The 21,228-nt window shown below is 74.7% G+C and carries 17 protein-coding genes; 12 read left to right on the forward strand and 5 right to left on the reverse strand.

The window, feature by feature from the left end:
* Positions 1-12 precede the first annotated feature (12 nt).
* Positions 13-624, reverse strand: a complete 612-nt coding sequence (locus Q0840_RS01965) for a hypothetical protein (RefSeq protein ID WP_298455572.1) — start codon at positions 622-624, stop codon at positions 13-15.
* 224 nt (positions 625-848) lie between these two features.
* On the opposite strand from Q0840_RS01965, the gene Q0840_RS01970 reads away from it, so the two are divergent.
* Entirely contained in the window at positions 849-1,097 is a 249-nt protein-coding gene (locus Q0840_RS01970; protein ID WP_146906877.1) for a WhiB family transcriptional regulator, read from the forward strand.
* A gap of 108 nt (positions 1,098-1,205) precedes the next feature.
* Here the strand turns inward: Q0840_RS01970 and Q0840_RS01975 are convergent, their stop codons facing one another.
* A complete protein-coding gene (locus tag Q0840_RS01975; RefSeq protein WP_298455581.1) occupies positions 1,206-2,666 on the reverse strand; it encodes a sensor histidine kinase in 1,461 nt (486 codons plus the stop codon).
* Between the two features lie 233 nt (positions 2,667-2,899).
* On the opposite strand from Q0840_RS01975, the gene Q0840_RS01980 reads away from it, so the two are divergent.
* The 8 genes from Q0840_RS01980 (at position 2,900) to Q0840_RS02015 (ending at position 11,480) form a co-directional block, all read left to right on the forward strand.
* Positions 2,900-3,400, forward strand: coding sequence for a DUF2505 domain-containing protein (locus tag Q0840_RS01980; protein ID WP_298455584.1), 501 nt, complete (start codon positions 2,900-2,902; stop codon positions 3,398-3,400).
* 334 nt (positions 3,401-3,734) lie between these two features.
* Complete coding sequence (locus Q0840_RS01985; RefSeq protein ID WP_298455585.1) at positions 3,735-5,048, forward strand: ABC transporter substrate-binding protein; 1,314 nt, start codon at positions 3,735-3,737, stop codon at positions 5,046-5,048.
* Positions 5,049-5,275: 227 nt separating this feature from the next.
* A complete protein-coding gene (locus Q0840_RS01990; RefSeq protein WP_298455587.1) occupies positions 5,276-6,265 on the forward strand; it encodes a carbohydrate ABC transporter permease in 990 nt (329 codons plus the stop codon).
* Positions 6,262-7,170, forward strand: a complete 909-nt coding sequence (locus Q0840_RS01995; RefSeq protein WP_298455590.1) for a carbohydrate ABC transporter permease — start codon at positions 6,262-6,264, stop codon at positions 7,168-7,170. The genes Q0840_RS01990 and Q0840_RS01995 overlap by 4 nt, the downstream gene beginning before the upstream one ends.
* Positions 7,167-8,639 carry a GH1 family beta-glucosidase gene (locus Q0840_RS02000; RefSeq protein WP_298455592.1) on the forward strand — a complete coding sequence of 491 codons (1,473 nt, stop codon included), beginning with the start codon at positions 7,167-7,169 and terminating at the stop codon, positions 8,637-8,639. Before Q0840_RS01995 ends, Q0840_RS02000 begins: the two co-directional genes overlap by 4 nt.
* 28 nt (positions 8,640-8,667) lie before the next feature.
* Positions 8,668-9,720 (forward strand): LacI family DNA-binding transcriptional regulator, encoded by a 1,053-nt coding sequence (locus Q0840_RS02005; protein ID WP_298456553.1) that lies wholly within the window; start codon positions 8,668-8,670, stop codon positions 9,718-9,720.
* A gap of 111 nt (positions 9,721-9,831) precedes the next feature.
* The gene (locus Q0840_RS02010) at positions 9,832-10,872 is read left to right on the forward strand and encodes a LacI family DNA-binding transcriptional regulator (protein ID WP_298455595.1); all 1,041 of its coding nucleotides are present in this window, start codon (positions 9,832-9,834) and stop codon (positions 10,870-10,872) included.
* A gap of 74 nt (positions 10,873-10,946) precedes the next feature.
* Entirely contained in the window at positions 10,947-11,480 is a 534-nt protein-coding gene (locus Q0840_RS02015) for a TspO/MBR family protein (protein WP_298455598.1), read from the forward strand.
* Between the two features lie 18 nt (positions 11,481-11,498).
* Here the strand turns inward: Q0840_RS02015 and Q0840_RS02020 are convergent, their stop codons facing one another.
* Positions 11,499-14,834 (reverse strand): bifunctional proline dehydrogenase/L-glutamate gamma-semialdehyde dehydrogenase, encoded by a 3,336-nt coding sequence (locus Q0840_RS02020; RefSeq protein WP_298455601.1) that lies wholly within the window; start codon positions 14,832-14,834, stop codon positions 11,499-11,501.
* A gap of 147 nt (positions 14,835-14,981) precedes the next feature.
* Between Q0840_RS02020 and Q0840_RS02025 the strand changes: the two genes are divergently transcribed.
* The 3 genes from Q0840_RS02025 to Q0840_RS02035 all read left to right on the forward strand — a co-directional run bounded on the left by Q0840_RS02025 (position 14,982) and on the right by Q0840_RS02035 (position 18,462).
* The gene (locus tag Q0840_RS02025) at positions 14,982-15,767 is read left to right on the forward strand and encodes an aldo/keto reductase (protein ID WP_298455603.1); all 786 of its coding nucleotides are present in this window, start codon (positions 14,982-14,984) and stop codon (positions 15,765-15,767) included.
* A 226-nt stretch (positions 15,768-15,993) separates the two neighbouring features.
* Entirely contained in the window at positions 15,994-17,310 is a 1,317-nt protein-coding gene (locus tag Q0840_RS02030; RefSeq protein WP_298455606.1) for a Glu/Leu/Phe/Val dehydrogenase, read from the forward strand.
* Positions 17,311-17,370: 60 nt separating this feature from the next.
* Positions 17,371-18,462 carry an LLM class flavin-dependent oxidoreductase gene (locus tag Q0840_RS02035; protein ID WP_298455608.1) on the forward strand — a complete coding sequence of 364 codons (1,092 nt, stop codon included), beginning with the start codon at positions 17,371-17,373 and terminating at the stop codon, positions 18,460-18,462.
* 10 nt (positions 18,463-18,472) lie between these two features.
* On the opposite strand, the gene Q0840_RS02040 is transcribed toward Q0840_RS02035, so the two are convergent.
* Both Q0840_RS02040 and Q0840_RS02045 read right to left on the reverse strand, forming a co-directional pair.
* Entirely contained in the window at positions 18,473-19,618 is a 1,146-nt protein-coding gene (locus tag Q0840_RS02040) for an FAD-dependent monooxygenase (RefSeq protein WP_298455611.1), read from the reverse strand.
* Positions 19,611-21,185: an alpha-L-arabinofuranosidase C-terminal domain-containing protein gene (locus tag Q0840_RS02045; RefSeq protein ID WP_298455613.1), complete on the reverse strand. Its 1,575-nt coding sequence runs from the start codon at positions 21,183-21,185 to the stop codon at positions 19,611-19,613. The genes Q0840_RS02040 and Q0840_RS02045 overlap by 8 nt, the downstream gene beginning before the upstream one ends.
* Between the last annotated feature and the right edge of the window lie 43 nt (positions 21,186-21,228).

Here is a 21,228-nt window from a genome sequence, read left to right on the forward strand (position 1 = left end):
GCCCTCGCCGGCTCAGCGTCGGTCGGGACGCCCCAGGGTCACGGCCACCACCGGCGGCAGGACGAGGCCGATCCCGACCAGCAGACCGAGCGCGAGCATGGCCAGGACCCACGGCGACGGGTCGTCGCCGAACCCGCTCACCGCCAGGACGACGAGCAGCACCTGCCACGTCATCACCGGCGACCGCGCCCAGCGGCGGCCCTGCCACAGCCCGCGCACGGCGAGCACCAGCACGCCGGCCACCCCGAGCGCGAACAGGGCGAGGAAGACGGTCGCGCCCGGCAGCTGGACGGTGCCCCGGACGAGCTCGAGCACCCACGCACCGGCCAGCCCGACCAGGACGCCCGCCTCGACCAGGACGAGCGCGCAGACCGCGACCAGGGCGGCCGGCCGCCGGCGCGGCGCGGACGGCGGCGCGGACGAGGGCGAGCGCCCGGACGAGGGCGCGGCCGCGGGCGCGTCGCCGGACGGTGCGTCCGCGCGCCCGCGCCGCCGGCGCGCGCCGCCCGGGGCGGTCGACCCTGGCGAGGCGGGAGGAGCCGCGGGTGCCGGCCCCGCGTTGCCGGGCTGGACAGGACCGCGCGCAGCGGGGCCGCGAGGCCGGGACCGGCCGGATGGAGTCACGAGCCGACGGTACGCGCGGTGAGCGAGCGGCGTCATCGGGCAGAACCACAGGTCACAGGTGTGATGAACACCTCAGGCGTCACCACCCCGAAACCTGCCCGTCACCCCTTGTGCGCCTGCCGGGCAGGTGTGAACCTATTCGGAGTTTGTTCGAACCCTCAAACCGAGCCGCTTGTCCCTCCCCCGCCGGGAGGGACGGGCTCGACCTGTGCCTAGGAGCCCTCATGGATTGGCGCCACCGCGCTGCGTGCCTGGACGAAGACCCGGAGCTGTTCTTCCCGATCGGCAACACGGGTCCCGCGCTGCTGCAGATCGACGACGCGAAGGCGGTCTGCCGCCGGTGCCCCGTCGTCGACACCTGCCTGAAGTGGGCGCTCGAGTCCGGTCAGGACGCCGGCGTCTGGGGCGGTCTGTCCGAGGACGAGCGCCGTGCGCTCAAGCGCCGCACGGCCCGTCAGCGCCGCGCGAGCTGACCTCGGTCCGACCGGACCCGCCGGCCACCACACCGGCACCACGCACCGGAGCCCGGGCGACCACGTCGCCCGGGCTCCGTGCTGCTCCGCGGACCTGAGCCGCCCGCGTCACGGCGTGCGCAGGCGGACGTCGACCACGACCTGCGTCCCACCGCCCTCGCGCGGCAGCCACTCGATGGAGCCGCCGAGCTCGTTGGCCACCAGGGTGGAGACGATCTGCGTCCCGAGCCCGCTGCCCGCGCCCTTGCCCGGCGTGAGCCCGACGCCGTCGTCGGCGACCACGACGCGCAGGCTCTGACCGTCCCGGCTGGCGATGATCTCCACCGTGCCGCCGTCCGTGCTCGCCAGTCCGTGCTCGACGGCGTTGGTGACGAGCTCGGTCAGCACGAGCGCCAGGGCGGTGGCGTCCTCCGCCGGCACCAGCCCGAACGTACCCGTGCTGCGGGTGCGCACCTGGCCGCCGGCCGAGGCGACGTCGGCGGTCAGCCGCAGGCTGCGGCCCATCAGGTCGTCGAACGGCACCGCCTCGTCCAGGGTCTGGGAGAGGGTCTCGTGCACCAGCGCGATGGTGGCGACCCGCCGCATCGCCTCCTCGAGGGCGTCCTTGGCCTCGGGCGTCGTCATGCGCCGCGCCTGCAGGCGCAGCAGCGCGGCGACCGTCTGCAGGTTGTTCTTGACCCGGTGGTGGATCTCGCGGATCGTCGCGTCCTTGGTGATGAGCTCGCGCTCGCGCCGGCGCAGCTCGGACACGTCGCGGCACAGCAGCACGGCACCCAGCCGCTGGCCGTCCTCGGTCAGCGGGACCGCCCGCAGCGACAGGCACACGCCGTGCGCCTCGAGGTCGGTGCGCCACGGCGCGCGGCCCATGATGACCAGCGGCATCGACTCGTCGACCGGGGACTGGTGCTCGACGAAGTCCGTGGTGACCTCGATGAGCGAGCGGCCCACCAGGCTGCCCATCACCCCGAACCGGTGGAAGCAGCTCAACGCGTTCGGGCTCGCGTACAGCACCTCGCCCTCGGAGTTGAGCCGGATCAGCCCGTCGCCGACCCGCGGGGCACCGCGGCGTGACCCGGTCGCGGAGTTCGCGACCGGGAACTCCCCGCGCCCGACCATGCCCATGAGGTCGTCGGCGGCCTCGATGTAGTTCAGCTCCAGCCGGCTGGGCGTGCGCGCCCCACCGAGGTTGGTCTGACGCGCGACGACGGCCACGGCACGTCCGTCGCGGACCACCGGCATGGCCTCCTCGCGCACGGCGTAGGACCCGAACCAGCGCGGCTCGCGCGAGCGCTGCGGCCGCAGCTCGGTCAGCGCGCGCTCCAGCTGGGGCCGCTGCCCCTCGGGCGCGCTCGCGCCCACGATGTCGTCGTAGTGGACGGTCGCCCCGGTGCTGGGCCGGCACTGCGCGATCGCCACGAAGTCGCCCGCACGGGTGGGCAGCCACAGCACGAGGTCGGCGAAGGCGAGGTCGGACACGACCTGCCAGTCGCCGACCAGCAGGTGCAGCCACTCGACGTCGCCCGCCTCGAGATCGGCGTGGCGGTGGACGAGGTCGCTGAGCGTGGACACGCCCGCCAGCCTAGACAGCGCACCGCCGCGAGCCCGCCCGGCCGAGCGGGACGGCCGAGCGGGACGGCCGAGCGGGACGGCCGAGCGGGACGGCCGAGCGGGACGGCCGAGCGGGACGGCCGCGGCGCGACCATACCGACCGGGGGCGCCTACGGGCGCCGGGCGATAGCCTCGCCCGGATCGGCAGAACGCCGGCGCGGGCCACCGGGCCCCGCCCGAGGAGGAGGTCCACCGTGCACGTCCAGGTGCAGCTGCGCTACGCAGCCGAGCCGTCCGCCGTCGCCGCGATGCTGGCCGACGCCGGCTACGCCCGCGCGCGCGTCGAGGCCAGCGGCGCGGCCGTGGAGCAGGCGGACGTCACCGGCGACGCGGCCGGTGCGTTCACCGTCACCACCCGCCGGTCGCTGCCGACCGACCAGATCCCGGCCCAGGCCCGCTCCTTCGTCGGCTCGACGCTCGAGGTCCGGCAGGTCGAGGCCTGGGAGGCCCCGGAGGGCGACGCCCCGCGCGCCGGCACCGTGGTCGTGGAGATCAGCGGCGTACCGGTGCGGCTGACCGGCACCGCGACTCTGGCCGCCGACGGCCCGGGGGCCGCGACGCTGACCTACGACGGCGACCTGAAGGCGTCGATCCCGCTGTTCGCGTCGGCCGTCGAGAACGCCGCCGCCGGCGCCGTCCGGTCGGCGCTGGAGGCCGAGCAGGACGCCGGCGCGCGGTGGCTCGCCGGGCACTGACCCGACCGGCGTGACCGCCTGCGCAACGGCCCCCACGCGCGCCAGCGTCCGGGCCTCCCCGGGACCACCAGCGGTAACGATCGCGTAACAACTCTGGCCACGGCAGGGCCCTGACCTGCACGGACGCGCTGTGGTAGCGCTACCACCCGGTCCGGTGGTTGACACCCTCGTCGCCCACCCCTCACGATCTCCTCATCGCAGTGGAACCGCTCCCGCACCTGTGGGTGGGAGCGCTTCCCTGCTGGGCCCTCGCGGCCCGGTCGGGTGCCTGCTCAGGTCTCGACACACCACCGGGTAACGGCGAGGACGCCGTCCGACTGACAAGGGAGTCACAGTGCGCAAGACCACGAGCAAGACGTGGGCGCTCATGGCCGGGGCCACCGGCATCGCCCTCCTCGCCACCGCCTGCGGCGGGGGTGACACCGAGGCCGACGCGGGTGAGGGCTCCTCGACCGGCGGCAGCGGGGACGAGCAGATCACCCTGACCGTCGCCACGTTCAACGAGTTCGGATACGAGGAGCTGCTCGACGAGTACGAGGAGCTCAACCCGAACATCACCGTGGAGCACAAGAAGGCCGCGACCTCCGACGAGGCGCGCGACAACCTCAACACCCGCCTCGCGGCCGGCTCCGGGCTCTCCGACATCGAGGCCGTCGAGGTGGACTGGCTCTCCGAGCTCATGCAGTACTCCGACATGTTCGTCGACCTGTCCGACCCCGAGGTCGAGGACCGCTGGCTGGAGTGGAAGACCGCGGCCGCGACGACCGAGGACGGCACGCTGATCGGCTACGGCACCGACATCGGCCCCGAGGCGGTCTGCTACCGCTCCGACCTGTTCGCGGCGGCCGGGCTGCCCACCGACCGCGAGGAGGTCGCCGCGCTGCTCGAGGGGGACTGGGACCACTACTTCGAGGTCGGCAAGCAGTTCGTGGCGAACTCCGACGCCGCCTGGTTCGACTCGGCCGGCGCGACCTACCAGGGCATGATCAACCAGGTCGAGAACGCCTACGAGGAGGACGACGGCACCGTCATCGGCATCGACCACGACACCGTCAAGGACATCTACGGCGACGTCCTGACCGCCTCGGTCGACGACGAGCTGTCCGCGCACCTGCTGCAGTGGAGCGACGACTGGGCCGCCGGCTTCCAGAGCGGCGCCTTCGCCACGCAGCTGTGCCCGGGCTGGATGCTCGGTGTCATCGAGGGCAACGCGGCCGGCGTGACCGGCTGGGACGTCGCCGACGTGTTCCCCGGTGGCGGGGGCAACTGGGGCGGGTCGTACCTGACCGTCCCCGCCCAGTCCGAGCACCCCGAGGAGGCCAAGGCCCTCGCCGCCTGGCTGACCGCGCCGGAGCAGCAGGTCAAGGCCTTCCAGTCCAAGGGCACCTTCCCGAGCCAGGTCGAGGCGCTGGACAGCCCCGAGCTGCTCGGCACCACCGAGGAGTTCTTCAACAACGCCCCGACCGGTGAGATCCTCGCCAAGCGCGCCGAGGCGATCACCGCCACGCCGTTCAAGGGCCCGAACTACTTCCCGATCCACACCACGGTGTCCGACGCGCTGACCCGCGTGGACGTCGACCAGACCGACGACGCCGCGTCGTCCTGGGAGAAGGCGCTGGACGCGTACGAGTCCCTCGGCCTGAGCTGAGCCGACGCGTGAGACCGGGTGGGCGCGGGCACGCGCCCACCCGGTCGCCCGTCCGCCGCCTGCTGCCGGCGGACCAGGCCGCACCCCACCGGAACCGGCACCGGTGGTCGCGGCCGCCCCGTACGCCCACCGGACGACCTCACCGGCCGGGCCGCTCCACCGGCGCAGCCCTGCGCTGCGCCACGCCGGTCGACCACCGTCGCTCGTCCGCCCCCTCAGGGAGTCGCATGTCCGTCATCAGCCCCCCGAAGCCCCGCCGGGCGCCGGAGGTCCCCCGCGAGCCACGCCGCATCGCGTTCCGCCAGCGGGCGGGCCGTTGGGACGTCAAGCTCTCCCCCTACCTGTACATCTCCCCGTTCTTCCTGCTATTCGCCGTCACCGGGCTCTTCCCGCTCGCCTACACCGCGTACGTGTCGGTGCACGACTGGCACCTGATCGGCGGCCAGGGCGCGTTCGTGGGGATGCAGAACTTCGTCGACGTCGTGCAGCAGCCGCGGTTCCTCACCGCGCTGCGCAACACGTTCAGCATCTTCCTGCTGTCGTCGGTGCCCCAGGTGCTGGCCGCGATCGGCATCGCCGCGGTGCTGGACGCCAACCTGCGGGCGAGGACCTTCTGGCGGATGGGCGTGCTGCTGCCCTACGTGGTCGCGCCCGTGGCCGTCTCGCTGATCTTCTCCAAGCTCTTCGCCGACCAGTCCGGTCTGATCAACGCGGTCCTGGCGACGGTGGACCTCGGCCCGATCCGCTGGCACGCGGACCCGCTGTCCAGCCATGTCGCGATCGCCTCGATGGTCAACTTCCGCTGGACCGGCTACAACACCCTGATCTTCCTCGCGGCGATGCAGGCGGTGCCACGCGACCTGTACGAGGCCGCCGTCATCGACGGCGCCTCGAGGCTGCGGCAGTTCTTCTCCATCACCGTCCCGATGCTGCGCCCGACGATCATCTTCATCGTCATCACCGCGACCATCGGCGGCCTGCAGATCTTCGACGAGCCGCGCATGTTCGACCAGCTCGGCCAGGGCGGCTCCGACCGTCAGTGGATGACCGTGACGATGTACCTGTACGAGCTCGGCTGGGGCGCCCAGAAGAGCTTCGGCCGGGCCGCCGCCGTCGCCTGGATCCTCTTCCTCATCATCGTGGTGATCGGGCTGATCAACTTCGCCATCACCCGCCGGATCTCGTCGTCCGGATCGACTCGCGGAGGCAAGCGATGACCTCGATCCCCATGATCCAGCAGACCGCCGGGGCCGGCGCCGCGCGCAGCGCGGCCCGACGCCGCGGCCTGGCCCGGGGCGCCAACCGCCGTCCCGGGTGGGTGACCTACGCCGTGCTCGGCGCGGTGCTGCTGATCTCGGCCTACCCGCTGTACTACGCCGTCCTGCTCGCGTCGTCCGACGCCATCACGATCGCGCAGAACCCGATCCCGTCGCTGCTGCCGGAGGGCAACCTCTTCACCAACATCGGCCGGGTCATCGCCTCGGACATCCAGTTCTGGCCGGCCATGTGGAACAGCATCGTGGTCGCCACCGTGACGGCGTTCTCGGTCGTGGTGTTCTCCACGCTCGCCGGGTTCTCGTTCTCCAAGCTGCGCTTCCGCGGTCGCGGGCCGCTGCTGGTGTTCGTGATCGCGACGATGGCCGTGCCGACCCAGCTCGGCATCGTGCCGCTGTTCATCGTGATGGCGGAGCTGGACCTCACCGGCAAGCTCGCCGCCGTGATCATCCCCGGCATGGTCACCGCCTTCGGGGTGTTCTGGATGACCCAGTACCTGGAGGAGGCGCTGCCGTACGAGCTGATCGAGGCGGCCCGCGTGGACGGGTGCTCGATGATCCGCACGTTCTGGCACGTCGCGATGCCGGCCGCCCGGCCCGCAGCCGCGATGCTCGCGCTGTTCACGTTCGTCGGGTCCTGGACCAACTTCTTCTGGCCGTTCATCGTCCTGGGCGCCGGGAACCCGACCCTGCCGGTGGCGCTGCAGCTGCTGCAGGCGTCGTACTTCAAGGACTACTCACTCATCATGGCCGGCGTCGTCGCCTCGACGATCCCGCTGGTCCTGGTGTTCATCGTCGCGGGCAGGCAGCTCGTGACCGGCATCATGCAAGGGGCAGTCAAGGGATGAACAGCACCGTAGCCACCAGCGACCTCCTCACCGGCCCGGGCGTCCGGCTCGACGGCGGCGCGCTCACCTTCCCGCAGGGCTTCCTGTGGGGGGCGGCCACCGCGGCCTACCAGGTCGAGGGCGCGGCGCACCGCGACGGTCGCACGGACTCGATCTGGGACACGTTCGCCCGGGTGCCGGGCGCCGTCCTGGACGCCCACGACGGCGAGGTCGCGTGCGGTCACTACGACCGCTACCGCGACGACGTCGCGCTCATGACGAGCCTGAACCTCGGCTCGTACCGGTTCTCCACCTCGTGGGCGCGGATCCGGCCCGACGGCGGTGCGGTGAACCCGCAGGGGCTCGACTTCTACTCGCGCCTGGTCGACGAGCTCCTCGGCGCCGGCATCAAGCCGTGGCTGACGCTCTACCACTGGGACCTGCCGCAGGCGCTCGAGGAGCGCGGCGGGTGGGCGAACCGCGACACGGCCTACCTGTTCGCGGAGTACGCCGCCACGGTGCACGACGCGCTCGGCGACCGGGTCGGGGTGTGGACGACGCTGAACGAGCCGTGGTGCTCGGCGTTCCTGGGCTACACCGGGGGCGTGCACGCGCCGGGCCGGCAGAGCCGCCCGGACGGGCTCGCCGCGGCGCACCACCTGCTGCTCGGGCACGGTCTCGCGGTGCGCGAGCTGCGGTCGCGCGACGCCGGGCTGGACCTGGGCATCACGCTCAACCTCACCGTCCCGGACCCGGCCGACCCGCAGGACCCGGCCGACGTGGATGCCGCACGGCGCATCGACGCGCAGTTCAACCGCGTCTTCCTCGACCCGATCGTCCGCGGCGCCTACCCCGAGGACCTGCTCGAGGACGTCGCCCAGTACGGCCTGCTCGAGCACGTGCGCGACGGCGACCTGGCGATCATCTCCACCCCGATCGACGCGCTCGGCGTGAACTACTACCACGGCGAGCTCGTCGGCGCCCGGCCCGCGCCGGGGGCCCGGGACGGCGCCGCGCCCGTCGAGCGACCGACGTCGAGCCCGTACCCGGCGGCCGACGGGGTGCACAACCACCCGCGCGGGCTGCCGGTGACGTCGATGGACTGGGAGGTCCAGCCCGAGGGCCTGACCCGGCTGCTGCTGCGCCTGCAGCGCGACTACACCGGGCCCGCCGGGATCGCGCTGTACGTCACCGAGAACGGCGCCGCCTACGACGACGTCCCGGACGCGACCGGCTTCGTCCAGGACGACGACCGCCGCGAGTTCTTCGACCTGCACCTGCGGGCCGTGCACGCCGCGATCGAGCAGGGCGTCGACGTGCGTGGGTACTTCGCGTGGTCGCTCATGGACAACTACGAGTGGGCCTGGGGGTACCACAAGCGCTTCGGCATCGTCCGGGTCGACTACGACACGCTCGAGCGCACCCCGAAGGCCAGCGCGCGCTGGTACGCCGGCGTCGCCGGCGCCAACGCCCTGCCCGCGCTGGGCTGACGGCGCACCCTGGAGAGGCGGCACGGTGATCGACGACGGGCGCCGTGCCGCCCCGCGCCCGCTGACGGCCGGGCGCGAGCACGTGGTCCCGACCCTGGACGAGGTCGCGCGGCTCGCGGGCGTGTCCCGGTCGACCGCGTCGCGCGCCATCAACCGCGGGCCGCGGGTCTCGGCCGCGACCCGGGCGGCCGTGGACGCGGCGGTCACCGAGCTCGGGTTCACCCCCAACCGGGCCGCACGCTCGCTGGTCACCCGCCGCACCGACTCCATCGCGCTCGTCGTGCCGGAGCCGGACGAGCGCGTGCTGTCCGACCCGTTCTTCGCCGGCACCATCAGCGGGCTGACCGCCGCGCTCAGCGCGTCGGACCTGCAGCTCGTGCTCGTGCTGGCCCGGCCGACCGAGGTCGCGACCCGCACGCTGCGCTACCTGCGCAACGGGCACGTCGACGGCGCCGTCGTCGTCTCCCACCACCGGGGCGACGCGCTCGCGGTCGAGCTGGAGCGGTCCGGTCTGCCGAGCGTCTTCATCGGACGCCCGCTGTCCGGTCCCCGGGCCGAGTACGTCGACGTGGACAACGTCGCGGGCGGCCGGCTCGCGACCGACCACCTCATCCGCTCGGGGCGGCGACGCATCGCGACGGTCACCGGGCCGTTGGACATGTCCGCCGGCGTGGACCGGCTGCGGGGCTGGCACGACGCGCTGGCCGACGCGGGGCTGCCCCGCGACGCGGTCGCGTCGGGGGACTTCACGACCCGGGGCGGCGCCCGCGCCGCCCGCGAGCTGCTCGACCGGCACCGCGACCTCGACGCCGTGTTCGTCGCGTCCGACCTGATGGCGGTCGGCGCCCTGGGCGTGCTGGCCGACGCCGGCCTGGACGTGCCCGGTGACGTGGCCGTCGTCGGGTACGACAACGCGGCCCTGGCCGCCTCGGCGTCCCCCCCGCTGACGACCGTGGCGAGCCCGGTCGCCTCGATGGCGCGCGCCGCGGGCGAGCTGCTGGTCAGCCGCCTCACCGGGTCCGCTCCCTGCGTCTCCCCGGTGATCCTCAGCCCCGACCTGGTGGTGCGGGCGTCGGCGTGAGCCCGGCGCCGTCCGGGACGCGACCGGCGCACCAGCCGGCCGGGGCGCTTGGGTATCCTCGCGACGCAGCGGCGGACACCCGGTCCGGCGCCCGACCCGGAGGTGGCGGCCATGGCCGACAGCACGGTCACCACCCCGCCCCGCCGCCGCCCCGGCGCACCGACCCTGGAGGAGGTCGCCGAGCTCGCGGGCGTGTCCCGGTCCACGGCGTCGCGCGCCATCAACGGGGGCCTGCGGGTCTCCCCCGAGGCGCAGGCGTCCGTCGAGGCGGCGATCGCCCAGCTCGGCTTCACCCCGAACCGTGCCGCCCGGTCCCTGGTGACCCGCCGCAGCGACTCGGTGGCGCTCGTGGTGCCCGAGCCCGACGAGCGGGTCCTGACGGACCCGTTCTTCGCCGGCACCCTCAACGGCCTGTCCGCGGCGCTGTCCGCCACGGAGCTGCAGCTCGTGCTGCTCATCGTCCGTCCCGGTGACAACGCCCGCGCCACCCGGTACCTGCGCAACGGCCACGTGGACGGCGCCATCGTCGTCTCCCACCACCAGGACGACTCCCTCGACCGCGCCCTGGCCGACTCCCGCCTGCCGCACGTCTTCGTCGGCCGCCCGCTCGAGGGTGACCGGGACGTGCGCCACGTGGACCTCGACAACCGGCTCGGTGGTCGGATCGCCACCGACCACCTCGTGCGGCTCGGTCGCCGCCGGATCGCGACCCTCGCCGGACCGCAGGACATGGCGGCCGGCCTGGACCGGCTGGCCGGGTGGCGCGAGGCGCTGCGCGAGGTCGGCCTGCCCGACGACGCGGTCGTCACCGGCGACTTCACGGTCGCCGGTGGCGCCGCGGCGGCCGCGGAGCTGCTGGACCGCCACCCCGACATCGACGCGCTGTTCGCCGCCTCCGACCTCATGGCGGTGGGTGCCCTGGGCGTGCTCGCCGAGCGCGGCCTGGCCGTGCCCGACGACGTCGCCGTCGTCGGGTACGACGACCTGGGGGTGGCCGAGTCCACCAAGCCGCCGCTGACCACGGTGACGAACCCGGTCGTGGCGATGGCCCGCCGCGCCGGGGAGATGCTCGTCGACCAGCTCGCCGGCGCCACGGTCCCGACCGAGCCGGTCATCTTCGCCCCCGAGCTCGTGGTGCGGCAGTCCGCCTGACCCCCGGCGAGGGTGTCCCACCGGCCCGGCGCACCCGGTGGCGACCTCCCGGTCGCGGCGTAGCGTGTGCTCGCATGGATCTCGCACTCGATGTCCGACCGACCTCGGACGGTACCCGCCGGACCGCGCGTGAGCGTCGACGCCGGCGCCGCAACGCCGTGCTCGTGGGGGCCGCGGTGACCGCCGCCGCCGTGGCGGGCTCGGCCGGTGTCCGTGCCGACAGCCGATGGTTCCGCTCGCTGGCCAAGCCGTCGTGGTACCCGCCGCAGGCCGCGTTCCCGGTGGTGTGGACGACGCTGTACGGAGCCATCGCGTGGTCGTCGACCCGCGCCCTCAACCGCGCACCGCGCGGCCGGCGCCGAGAGGTGACGACGACGCTGGGCACCAACCTGGCGCTGAACGCCGGCTGGACCTGGGCGTTCTTCCGGGCGCAGCGTCCCGGGCTCGCCGTCGCCGAGGCGGTCGCCCTCGACGCGTCGACGGTGTCGCTGATCAGGACGGTCGGCCGCCACGACCGCGCCGCCGGCGTCGTGCTGCTGCCCTACCTCGCGTGGAACCTCTTCGCCACGGCGCTCACCGAGAGCATCTGGTACCGCAACACCCCGTAGGACGCGGCTCGGGCCGGATCAGCGCCGTGCGCCCGCGTCCCCCGGCGGCAGGTGCCCGAACCGGTGCCGCGTCCGGCTGACAGCCTGCTCCCGGACCACCGTCAGGCCCTCGCGCTCGGCGCCGGCGAGCACCGGCCCGTCGAGCACGGTGACGTCACCCACCCGGGTGCGGGCCGCGGCGCGCAGCCCGGGGGCGGTCCCCACCACCCGCACCCGACCCGTCACCGACCCGGCCCGGACCCGGTCGGCGAAGGCGTCGTCGTCCTCCTCGCCGTGCCGGCTGACCGTGACCGGGACCCCGGCCCGTCGCGCCAGGGACAGCACCCGGACCACGTCCCGGTCCCGCGCGTCGGCGCCGACCCGGACCGTCAGGTGCGGCACCGGCCGGTAGCGCAGCACGTCGGACTCCACGGCGAGCCCGCTCGGGTCGTGCTCGACCCCGGCCCGCCCGGCCCACCACCGCGCGTCGTCCGCCGCCGCCCAGGCGAGCCAGGCGTCGTCGTCGGCGGGCAGGTCGGGCGAGTCGGACCACCGCCCCAGGCCCGCGACGTAGTGCGGACCGCCCGCCTTGGCGCCGGGACCGACGACCGACGCCTTCCACCCGCCGAACGGCTGACGCTGCACGACGGCGCCGGTGATGTGGCGGTTCACGTAGGCGTTGCCGACCTCGACCCGGTCCAGCCAGTGCGCGATCTCGTCCTCGTCGAGCGAGTGCAGACCGCCGGTCAGCCCGAACGGGACCGCGTTCTGCAGGTCGATCGCCTCGTCCAGCGTGCGGGCCCGCATGATCCCCAGGACCGGGCCGAACACCTCGGTGGTGTGGAACCACGAGCCGGGGGCGACGCCGTCCTTGACCCCGGGCGTCCACAGCCGGCCGTCGTCGTCGAGCCGGCGCGGCCGGACCACCCACCGCTCCCCCGGCTCGAGCGTGGTCAGCGCGCGCAGCAGCTTGCCGTCGGCCGGCTCGGTGAGCGGACCGACGGTCGTCGCGAGGTCGGTCGGCCACCCGGTCCGCAGCGAGCGGACGGCGTCGACCAGCTGGTGCGCCAGCCGCCGCGACGCCCCGGTCGAGCCGACCAGGATCAGCAGCGACGCCGCCGAGCACTTCTGGCCGGCGTGCCCGAAGGCGCTGCGCACCACGTCGCCCACCGCGAGGTCGAGGTCCGCCGACGGCGTCACGACCAGGGCGTTCTTGCCGGAGGTCTCGGCGAGCACGTCCAGGTCGCGCCGCCAGCTGCTGAACAGCTGCGCGGTCTCGATCGACCCCGTGAGCAGCACCCGGGTCACCGCGGGGTGGGTGACCAGGCGGCGCCCGACGTCGCCCTCGGGGGCGAGCAGCACCTGCAGGACGTCGCGCGGCACGCCGAGGTCGTCCATCGCGCGGTGCACCGCGCCTGCGGCGACCGCCAGGCAGCGCGGCGTCGGCGGCGCGGGCTTGGCCAGCACCGGTGAGCCCGCCGCGACCGCGGACAGCACCGACCCGACCGGGATGGCGACCGGGAAGTTCCACGGCGGCGTGACGACGGTCAGGCCCTCGGGCCGGAAGCGCGCGCCGGGCACCCGGCCGTCGGCGAGCTCGGCCGCGCGGTCGGCGTAGTAGCGGGCGAAGTCGACCGCCTCGCTCACCTCCGGGTCGGCCTCGGCGACCGTCTTGCCGGCCTCCTGCACCATCGTCGCGACGAGGTCGCCGCGCGCCTCCTCCAGGCGCAGCGCGGCACGCCGCAGCAGGGCCGCACGGTCCGCGGGGTCGGTGCGCGCCCAGCTGTCGGCAACCACCAGGGCGCGGTCGACGGCGGCGTCGACGTCGGCCGCGGTCCGGACGGTCACGGCGGCCGGGACGTCGACGGTCCGGCGGACGACGTCGGCGGCCCAGGCCCGGGCGGCGGCCACGGCCGGGTCGGTGTCGGGGGTGTTGGCGAACGGCGCCCCGGCCGCGGGCTCGGCGGGCGCCGGCCGACCGGTGCGTCGGGGCGCCGGGGCGGGCAGCGCGCTGTCACGGACCGAGGCCAGGAACGCGTGCCGCTGGCCGGCGAGGCCCGCGGCGTGCCCCGCAGCGGGCTGGGGGGCGAACAGCGCGTGCAGGTAGTTCTGCGGCGCCGCGTTCTCCTCCAGCCGCCGCACGAGGTAGGAGATCGCGACGTCGAAGTCCGACCGGGCGACCACCGGCGTGTACAGCAGCACCGCTCCGACCGTGTCCCGCACGGCGCGCGCCTGGGCGGGCGCCATGCCCTGGAGCATCTCGACGTCGACCGCCTCGGTGACGCCCCGCCGCTCGGCGAGCCCGTGCGCGAGGGCGACGTGGAACAGGTTGTGGCTGGCGACCCCGATCCGCACGTCGCGGGTGCGGTCGGGGTGCAGCGCCCGGTCGAGCAGCCGGACGTAGTGCGCGTCGACGTCCGCCTTGGTCGGCAGCGGCGCCTGCGGCCAGCCGTGCAGCTCGGCCTCCACCCGCTCCATCGCGAGGTTGGCGCCCTTGACCAGCCGCACCTTGATCCGCGCTCCCCCGGCGACCCGGCGCCGTGCGGCCAGGTCGGTCACCCGGTCCAGGGCGGGCAGTGAGTCGGGCAGGTACGCCTGCAGCACGATGCCCGCCTCGGCGCCCAGCAGCTCGGGATCCAGGACGAGCCGCTCGAACACCTCCAGCGTCAGCTCCAGGTCCCGGTACTCCTCCATGTCCAGGTTGAGGAACGTGCCGTGCGCGGCCGCGGTCCGGTACAGCGGCCGCAGCCGCTCGACCACCCGGTCGCGGCTGCCCGCGGTGTCCCACGTGGACAGCTGGCTGGCCACCGCCGACACCTTGACCGACACGTAGTCGACGTCGGGCCGGCGCACGAGGGCGGCGACCCGGTCCAGGCGCGCGGTGGCCTCCGCCTCCCCGAGCACGGCCTCTCCCAGCAGGTTGAGGTTGAGCCGGAACCCCTCGGCACGCGCCGCCGCGAGGTGCCGGCCCAGCCCCGGACCGGCGTCGGCCACGAGATGCCCGACGAGCTGGCGCAGCCGCAGCCGCGCCGCGGGCACCACCACGCCGGGCAGCACGGACGCGACCGCGGCGCCGACCCGCAGCAGCGCGCGGTCCGCCGGCCCCAGGAAGCCGCGCGCGGCCGACGCCGACCGCGCGAGGTGACCCAGCTCGCGCGCCGCGACGCCCAGGTCGTCGGGACGGGCGACCCGGTCGACGAAGCGGACCGCGAGCTCCAGGCCCGCCGGGTCGGCGACCAGCGCGGCGAGCCGGCCCGTCGTGCGGCGCTCGGCCCGGGTCTGCCCGGCCGCGGTCGCGGCCACCCACCGGTCGGCGAGGCGCAGCGCGGCATCGGTCAGGTCCGCGTCGGTGACGGGGACGGCGGTCGTCGTCATCCCCCCATGGTCACGCCGTGACCCGTCCCGCGTCTCGGACATCGGCCGCGCATCGCCCGCACGTCACCCGGACCGCCCTCGCACACGGCGGGTCGATTCGATTCGACTCGACTCGACCGGACCGCCGCACCGGGTGAGGATGGACAGATGACTCCCCCCACGATCCTGACCATCCCGCTGCGCGGTGCGGACATCCCCGTCCTGGGCCTGGGCACCTGGCAGTCCGAGGGCGACGACGCCGAGCGCGCCGTCGAGCACGCCCTGCGCGCCGGCTACCGCCACATCGACACCGCGACGGCGTACGGCAACGAGGCGCAGGTCGGCCGCGGCCTGGCGGCCTCGGGCGTCGACCGCGCCGAGGTGTTCCTCACCACGAAGCTCCCGCCGGACCGCGCGGGCCGCGAGCGCGAGACGCTCGAGGCGTCGCTGCGGGACCTCGCCGTCGACCAGGTGGACCTGTGGCTCGTGCACTGGCCGCCGAACAAGCAGGCCACGCCCGAGACCTGGAAGCAGTTCCTCGCGCTGCGCGACGAGGGCCTGGTGCGCGCCGTCGGCGTCTCGAACTACTCCGTGGCCCAGATCGACGAGCTGATCGAGGCGACCGGCGAGGCGCCCGCGATCAACCAGATCCCGTGGAGCCCGAGCGACCACGACGCCGACCTGGTGGCGGCGCACGCCGAGCGTGGCGTGGTGCTCGAGGGGTACAGCCCGTTCAAGCGGACGAACCTCGACGACCCGACGCTGGTGGAGATCGCCCGCGCGCACGACGTGTCGACCTCGCAGGTCGTGCTGCGCTGGCACATCGAGCACGGCGTCGTGGTGATCCCGAAGTCGACGACCCCCGAGCGCATCGACGCCAACCTGCAGGCGGCGGACTTCACGCTCACCGAGGACGAGGTCGCCCGGATCGACGGGCTGAGCACCGCCGGCTGACCCGCCTCCGCACCGCCCGGCCCGACGCCGGCACCCCGCGCCACCGCGCGCGGGGTGCCGGCGTCGGCGGTCTGCGGGCGGGTCGCGCGGGTCACCCGGCGGATTCGCGGCCCGGGGCGACCTGCCGGTGTCGGAGCAGCGTGGCAAGGTGGTCGGCGGACACCCCGGGTCCGCCGGCGACGAGGCCGGTGCGTGCCGGGCCCGCCGAGCAGGAGGCCAGCGCAGCATGACGGCGACCGAGAGTTCCCCCACCTCCCCGCCGCCCGCGGCCGACGCCGGGTCCGCCACCGCGGCCTCACCGGACCGCACGCCCCTCGGCACCGCGCGCGCGCAGCTGGCGACCGCCGTGGGCCTGCTCGGCTACGACGACGGCCTGCACGCGATGCTCGCCACCCCCCGGCGCGAGATCACGGTCGCCGTCCCGCTGCGGCGCGACGACGGCAGCACGGAGCTGTTCACCGGCTACCGCGTGCAGCACAACATCTCCCGCGGACCGGGCAAGGGCGGCCTGCGGTACGCCCCGAGCGTCGACCCGGACGAGGTGCGCGCCCTCGCGATGTGGATGACGTGGAAGTGCGCCGTCGTCGAGCTGCCGTACGGCGGGGCGAAGGGCGGGGTGACGATCGATCCCCGGCGCTACTCCCGGACCGAGCTCGAGCGGGTCACCCGCCGCTACACCAGCGAGATCATGCCGATGATCGGGCCGGAGCGGGACATCATGGCGCCGGACATCGGCACCGACCAGCAGACCATGGCCTGGGTCATGGACACCTACTCGGTGAACCGCGGCTACACCATCCCCGCCGTGACGACCGGCAAGCCGCTGGAGATGGGCGGCTCGCTCGGGCGCGCGACGGCGACCTCCCGCGGGGTGGTGCACTCGACCCGCGCCGCGCTCGCCGACGCCGGTCTCGGGCTGGGAGAGGTCAGCGTCGCGGTGCAGGGCTTCGGCAAGGTCGGCTCCCACGCGGCGCGCTTCTACGCCGAGGGCGGCGCCAAGGTCGTCGCCGTCAGCGACCAGGACGGCGGCGTGCACGACCCCGGCGGCCTGAACGTGCCGGCGCTGATGGCGCACGTCGCCGAGACCGGCAGCGTCGTGGGGTTCCCCGACGCCGACCCAATCGACAACCGGTCGCTGCTCGGCCTGGACGTCGACGTCCTGGTCCCGGCCGCGGTCGAGGGCGTGCTCGACGAGCGCACCGCGCTGGGCGTCAAGGCGCGCTGGGTCATCGAGGGCGCCAACGGCCCCACCACCGCCGACGGCGACCGGGTGCTGGCCGAGCGGGGCGTCGTCGTGGTCCCGGACATCCTGGCCAACGCGGGCGGCGTGGTCGTCTCCTACTTCGAGTGGGTGCAGGCCAACCAGGCGTACTGGTGGACCGAGCACGAGATCGAGGAACGGCTCGAGCAGCGGATGCTCAGCGCCTACGCCGCGGTGTCGCAGGCCGCGCGCGCCGACGGGCTCAGCCTGCGCGAGGCCGCGCTGGTCATCGGCGTGCGCCGCGTGGCCGAGGCGCACCAGATCCGGGGGCTGTACCCGTGAGGTGAGGGTCGCCACCACCGCCACGGGAAGCGGCGACGGGACGGACGCGTTGCGCCCGGTGTGACCACCCATCTCGCGACCACGAGCGCACCCGCAGCCCAGCCCACCGAGCCGGCCGGACGGACGCGCGTGCCGCTGTCCGTGCTCGACCTGTCGACCGTCGCGGACGAGGGCACCAGCCGCGACGCGCTGCTCGCCACGACCGAGCTCGCCCGCGCCGCCGACCGCCTGGGCCTGCACCGCTTCTGGGTGGCCGAGCACCACAACATGCCGGCCGTCGCCTCGACGTCCCCGGCGGTGCTGATCGCGCACCTGGCCGCGTCGACCGAGCGGATCCGGGTCGGGTCGGGCGGGGTCATGCTGCCCAACCACCCGCCGCTCGTCGTCGGGGAGCAGTTCGCGATGCTCGAGGCCCTCCATCCGGGGCGGATCGACCTGGGGATCGGCCGGGCGCCGGGCACGGACCCGGCGACGGCGGCGGCGCTGCGCCGCACCACCGACGGGCTCGGCGCGGAGGAGTTCCCCTCGGAGCTGCTCGACGTCCTGGGCCTGCTGGGCCAGGCGGACGAGGCGAGCACCGGACGGCCGCCGTCGCCGTTCGTGCGGCGGTTCTCCGCCACGCCCGTGCAGGGCTCGACGCCCGAGGTGTGGCTGCTGGGGTCGAGCACGTTCAGCGCGCGGCTCGCCGCGGCGCTGGGCATCCGGTTCGCCTACGCCCACCACTTCGGGGCGACGCAGACCATGGAGGCCATGGCCGCCTACCGCGCCGAGTTCCGTCCGTCCGCGGACCTGCCTCGGCCGCACGCGATGATCAGCGCGTCGGTCATCATCGCCGACACCGAGGACGAGGCCCGCTACCTCGCCGGCCCGAGCCGCGTCATGTCACTGAGCCTGCGGACCGGTCGGCTGGCACCGATCACCGACCCGCGGACCGCCGCCGAGGTGCTCGCCGGGGTCGACGACGGCCCGCTGGCGGCCGTCCTGGCCCAGCTGCCCGGCACGCAGGTCGCCACCACGACGGACCGGGCGGTCGCCGAGCTGCAGGACCTGGTGGACCGCACCCGCGCCGATGAGCTGCTGGTCACCGCGACCACCTGGGACGTCTCCACCCGCATCGACACCCTCGAGCGGCTCCGCGGCGCCTGGGTCTGAGGCCGCGGCGTCACCCCGGCCCGGTGGCGGCCGGCCGCCGGCCGGCCAGGCGCAGCGCGCGGTCGCGCAGCGCGATGCCGGTGCCGGTCGCCGGGACGAGCAGGTGGGCGACGACGGCGGCGCCCCGCTGCCCCCGCCGGGTGAGCGGCTCCTGCAGCGACTGGTACCGGCGCAGGGCGCCCGCGGTGTCGTCGGGCGCCTGGACCAGCGACCGGGCCAGGGCGGCGGCACCGGCGATGGCCGCGCTGGACCCGTCGCCGAACAGCGACACGCACGAGGCCGCGTCGCCGAGCAGCACCACGCGCCCACGCGACCACCGCGGCACCCGGACCCGGCTGACGGTGTCGAGGTAGCGGTCGTCGGCGGCCAGGAACCCGGCGAGCAGCTCCGGAACCCGCCAGCCCATCGGCGCGTACACCTCGGTGAGCAGCCGGTCCGCGGCGTCCGCGTCCCTGGGGTCGACCCGGGCCGGGGTGCGGAACATGAACGCCGCACCGGGCGTGCCCGCGCCGGGGTGCAGGGCCACCGCGGCGCCGGGCCGGTTGTGCATGACCACCACGTCCTCGTCCCCGTCGAGCACCCCCGGCAGCCGGACCGTGGCGACCACGAGGCCGAGCGAGGTGACGAACGCGTCCTCGGGGCCGAACGCCAGCCGACGGACGGTCGAGTGCAGCCCGTCCGCGGCGACCACGACGTCGAACCGCTCGGGGCGGCCACGTGCGAACGACACGTCGACGCCGTCGTCGTCGGCGTGCAGGCCGGTCACGGTCTCGTCGAACCGGACGTCGGCGTCGCCGCGGGCGCGCTCGAGCAGCAGCCCGCACAGGTCGGCGCGCGACACCTCCAGCTCGCGGTCGCCGCGGCGGGTCGGCATCCGGGCCACCGGGCGCCCGACCGTGTCCACGAACACCACCTCGCGGACCCGGGTGGCCACGTCCTCCAGCGGCGCCAGCAGCCCCAGCCGCTGCACGACGTCATAGGCGGCTCCGCGCACGTCGACCGGGTTCCCGCTCGAGCGCGCCGACCCGTGCCGCTCCACCACGGTCACCTCGTGGCCGCCGCGGGTCAGCAGGCAGGCCAGCGCGGACCCGGCGATCCCCGCACCGCAGATCAGGACCCGCGGTGGCCGTCCGCCCGGCGCCGGCACCTCACGCACCCGGACGCCAGACGCGGTGGTCGAGGTACCAGTCGCTGCGCCGCTGCCGCGCCCCGACGGTGCCCGGTGTCCGCGTCACCGGCAGCGGGACGTCCACGACCGACACCGAGTGCGGCGGCAGCACCACCCGGCCCTCGTCGACGCGGATCCGGGTGCGCTCGGGGACCACCCTCGACGGCGTGCCGACGTCGTTGTACGCGTCCACGCCCGGACCCGCCAGGACGGTGGCGTCGAGCTCGCCGGTCACCGGCTGGCCGCCCACCGACAGGTCGCAGGACAGCTCCGCGGACGGGTGCCGGTTCACCAGCGCGACCGTCAGCGTGCCGGTGTCCGCGTGCAGCGTCGGCAGGTGGTCGAGCACCGGCACGTCCGCCCCGGCCAGCGACGGCGAGTGCGCGGTGCTGGTCAGCGCGCTCTCGCCGAGCAGCGTCGCGTACATCGCCAGGACGTGGAACGTGGTCCGCCGCACGACGCCGGCGTCGTGCACGAAGAGCGGTCCGCGGGCGTTGATGCTCGGTGCGATGTTCGCCATGGTGACGACGTCGGCGTTGCGCAGGCAGGTGTTCAGGAAGCCGGCCGTGAACAGCGCGTCGGCCATCGTGTAGGTGCTGTTGTCGTCGTTCTGGTCGCGCGCCGCGAGGGCGTCGGCGCCCGTGCCGGACGGGTGGTGCCACCCGCGAAGGTTCCACTCGTCGAACGCGATCGTGACGCGGCCGGTCAGCCCGGTGGCCCCGATGATGTGGCGGGTCCGCTCGATGTCGTGCTGCGGGCCGAGCGACCGCGACAGCGCCGTGAGGTAGTCGGCCGGCCGGTTGACCTCGTTCAGCACGTCCCAGTAGCCGTGGATGGACAGGGCGTCCAGGTGCTGCCCGGCGCCCGCCAGCAGCGGCAGCATCCAGTCGAGGTCAGCCCGCGCGGCGGTGAGCAGGGTGGCGTGCTCGTCGACGCGGCGGATCATCTTGGCCGACTCGGTGACCAGGCGCGCCCACTCGTGCGGGTCCTTGGCGCCCATCTCCCAGTCGCCGTAGTTCTCGTTGCCGATGCTCCAGTACCGGACGTCGAAGGGCTCCGGGCTGCCGTGCTCCACGCGCAGGTCCGACCAGCGTCCCGAGCCGGCCGGGAGGTTGCAGTACTCGACCCAGTCGCTCATCTCCTCCGCCGTCCCGGTGCCCGCGTTGGTGCAGATGTACGGCTCGGCGCCGATCGCGGCGCACCACTCGACGAACTCCCGCGTGCCGAACGTGTTCGGGTCGGTCACGCGCCAGGCCTTGTCGTAGTGCGGGCGACGACGCGGGCCCACGCCGTCCACCCAGTGGTAGCTCGACACGAAGCATCCCCCGGGCCACCGCACGACCGAGGGGCGCAGCTCGCGCATGGCCTCGATCACGTCGAGTCGGAAGCCTCGCGCGTCGCTGAGCGGTGAGCCGGGCTGGAACAGGCCGCCGTACACCTGCCGGTGGAAGTGCTCGATGAAGTGGCCGAACAGGTTCCGCGAGCAGGCCCCGGCCGGACCGGAGAGGTGGATGTCGACCGCCGCCTGCGCCGCCGTCCCGCCGTCGTAGTGCACCGTGACTCCTCCGCCGCGCGGGTGGCGCCGGGACCGCCGTCGG

The organism is uncultured Cellulomonas sp. (genome assembly GCF_947494015.1).
Lineage (GTDB): Bacteria > Actinomycetota > Actinomycetes > Actinomycetales > Cellulomonadaceae > Pengzhenrongella.

Coding starts and splice junctions, on each gene's coding strand:
- Q0840_RS02025 (WP_298455603.1), top strand. CDS start 14,982: ATGACTCCCCCCACGATCCTGACCATCCCGCTGCGCGGTGCGGACATC.
- Q0840_RS01970 (WP_146906877.1), top strand. CDS start 849: ATGGATTGGCGCCACCGCGCTGCGTGCCTGGACGAAGACCCGGAGCTG.
- Q0840_RS01995 (WP_298455590.1), top strand. CDS start 6,262: ATGACCTCGATCCCCATGATCCAGCAGACCGCCGGGGCCGGCGCCGCG.
- Q0840_RS02010 (WP_298455595.1), top strand. CDS start 9,832: ATGGCCGACAGCACGGTCACCACCCCGCCCCGCCGCCGCCCCGGCGCA.
- Q0840_RS02030 (WP_298455606.1), top strand. CDS start 15,994: ATGACGGCGACCGAGAGTTCCCCCACCTCCCCGCCGCCCGCGGCCGAC.
- Q0840_RS02000 (WP_298455592.1), top strand. CDS start 7,167: ATGAACAGCACCGTAGCCACCAGCGACCTCCTCACCGGCCCGGGCGTC.
- Q0840_RS01990 (WP_298455587.1), top strand. CDS start 5,276: ATGTCCGTCATCAGCCCCCCGAAGCCCCGCCGGGCGCCGGAGGTCCCC.
- Q0840_RS02020 (WP_298455601.1), bottom strand. CDS start 14,834: ATGACGACGACCGCCGTCCCCGTCACCGACGCGGACCTGACCGATGCC.
- Q0840_RS02015 (WP_298455598.1), top strand. CDS start 10,947: ATGGATCTCGCACTCGATGTCCGACCGACCTCGGACGGTACCCGCCGG.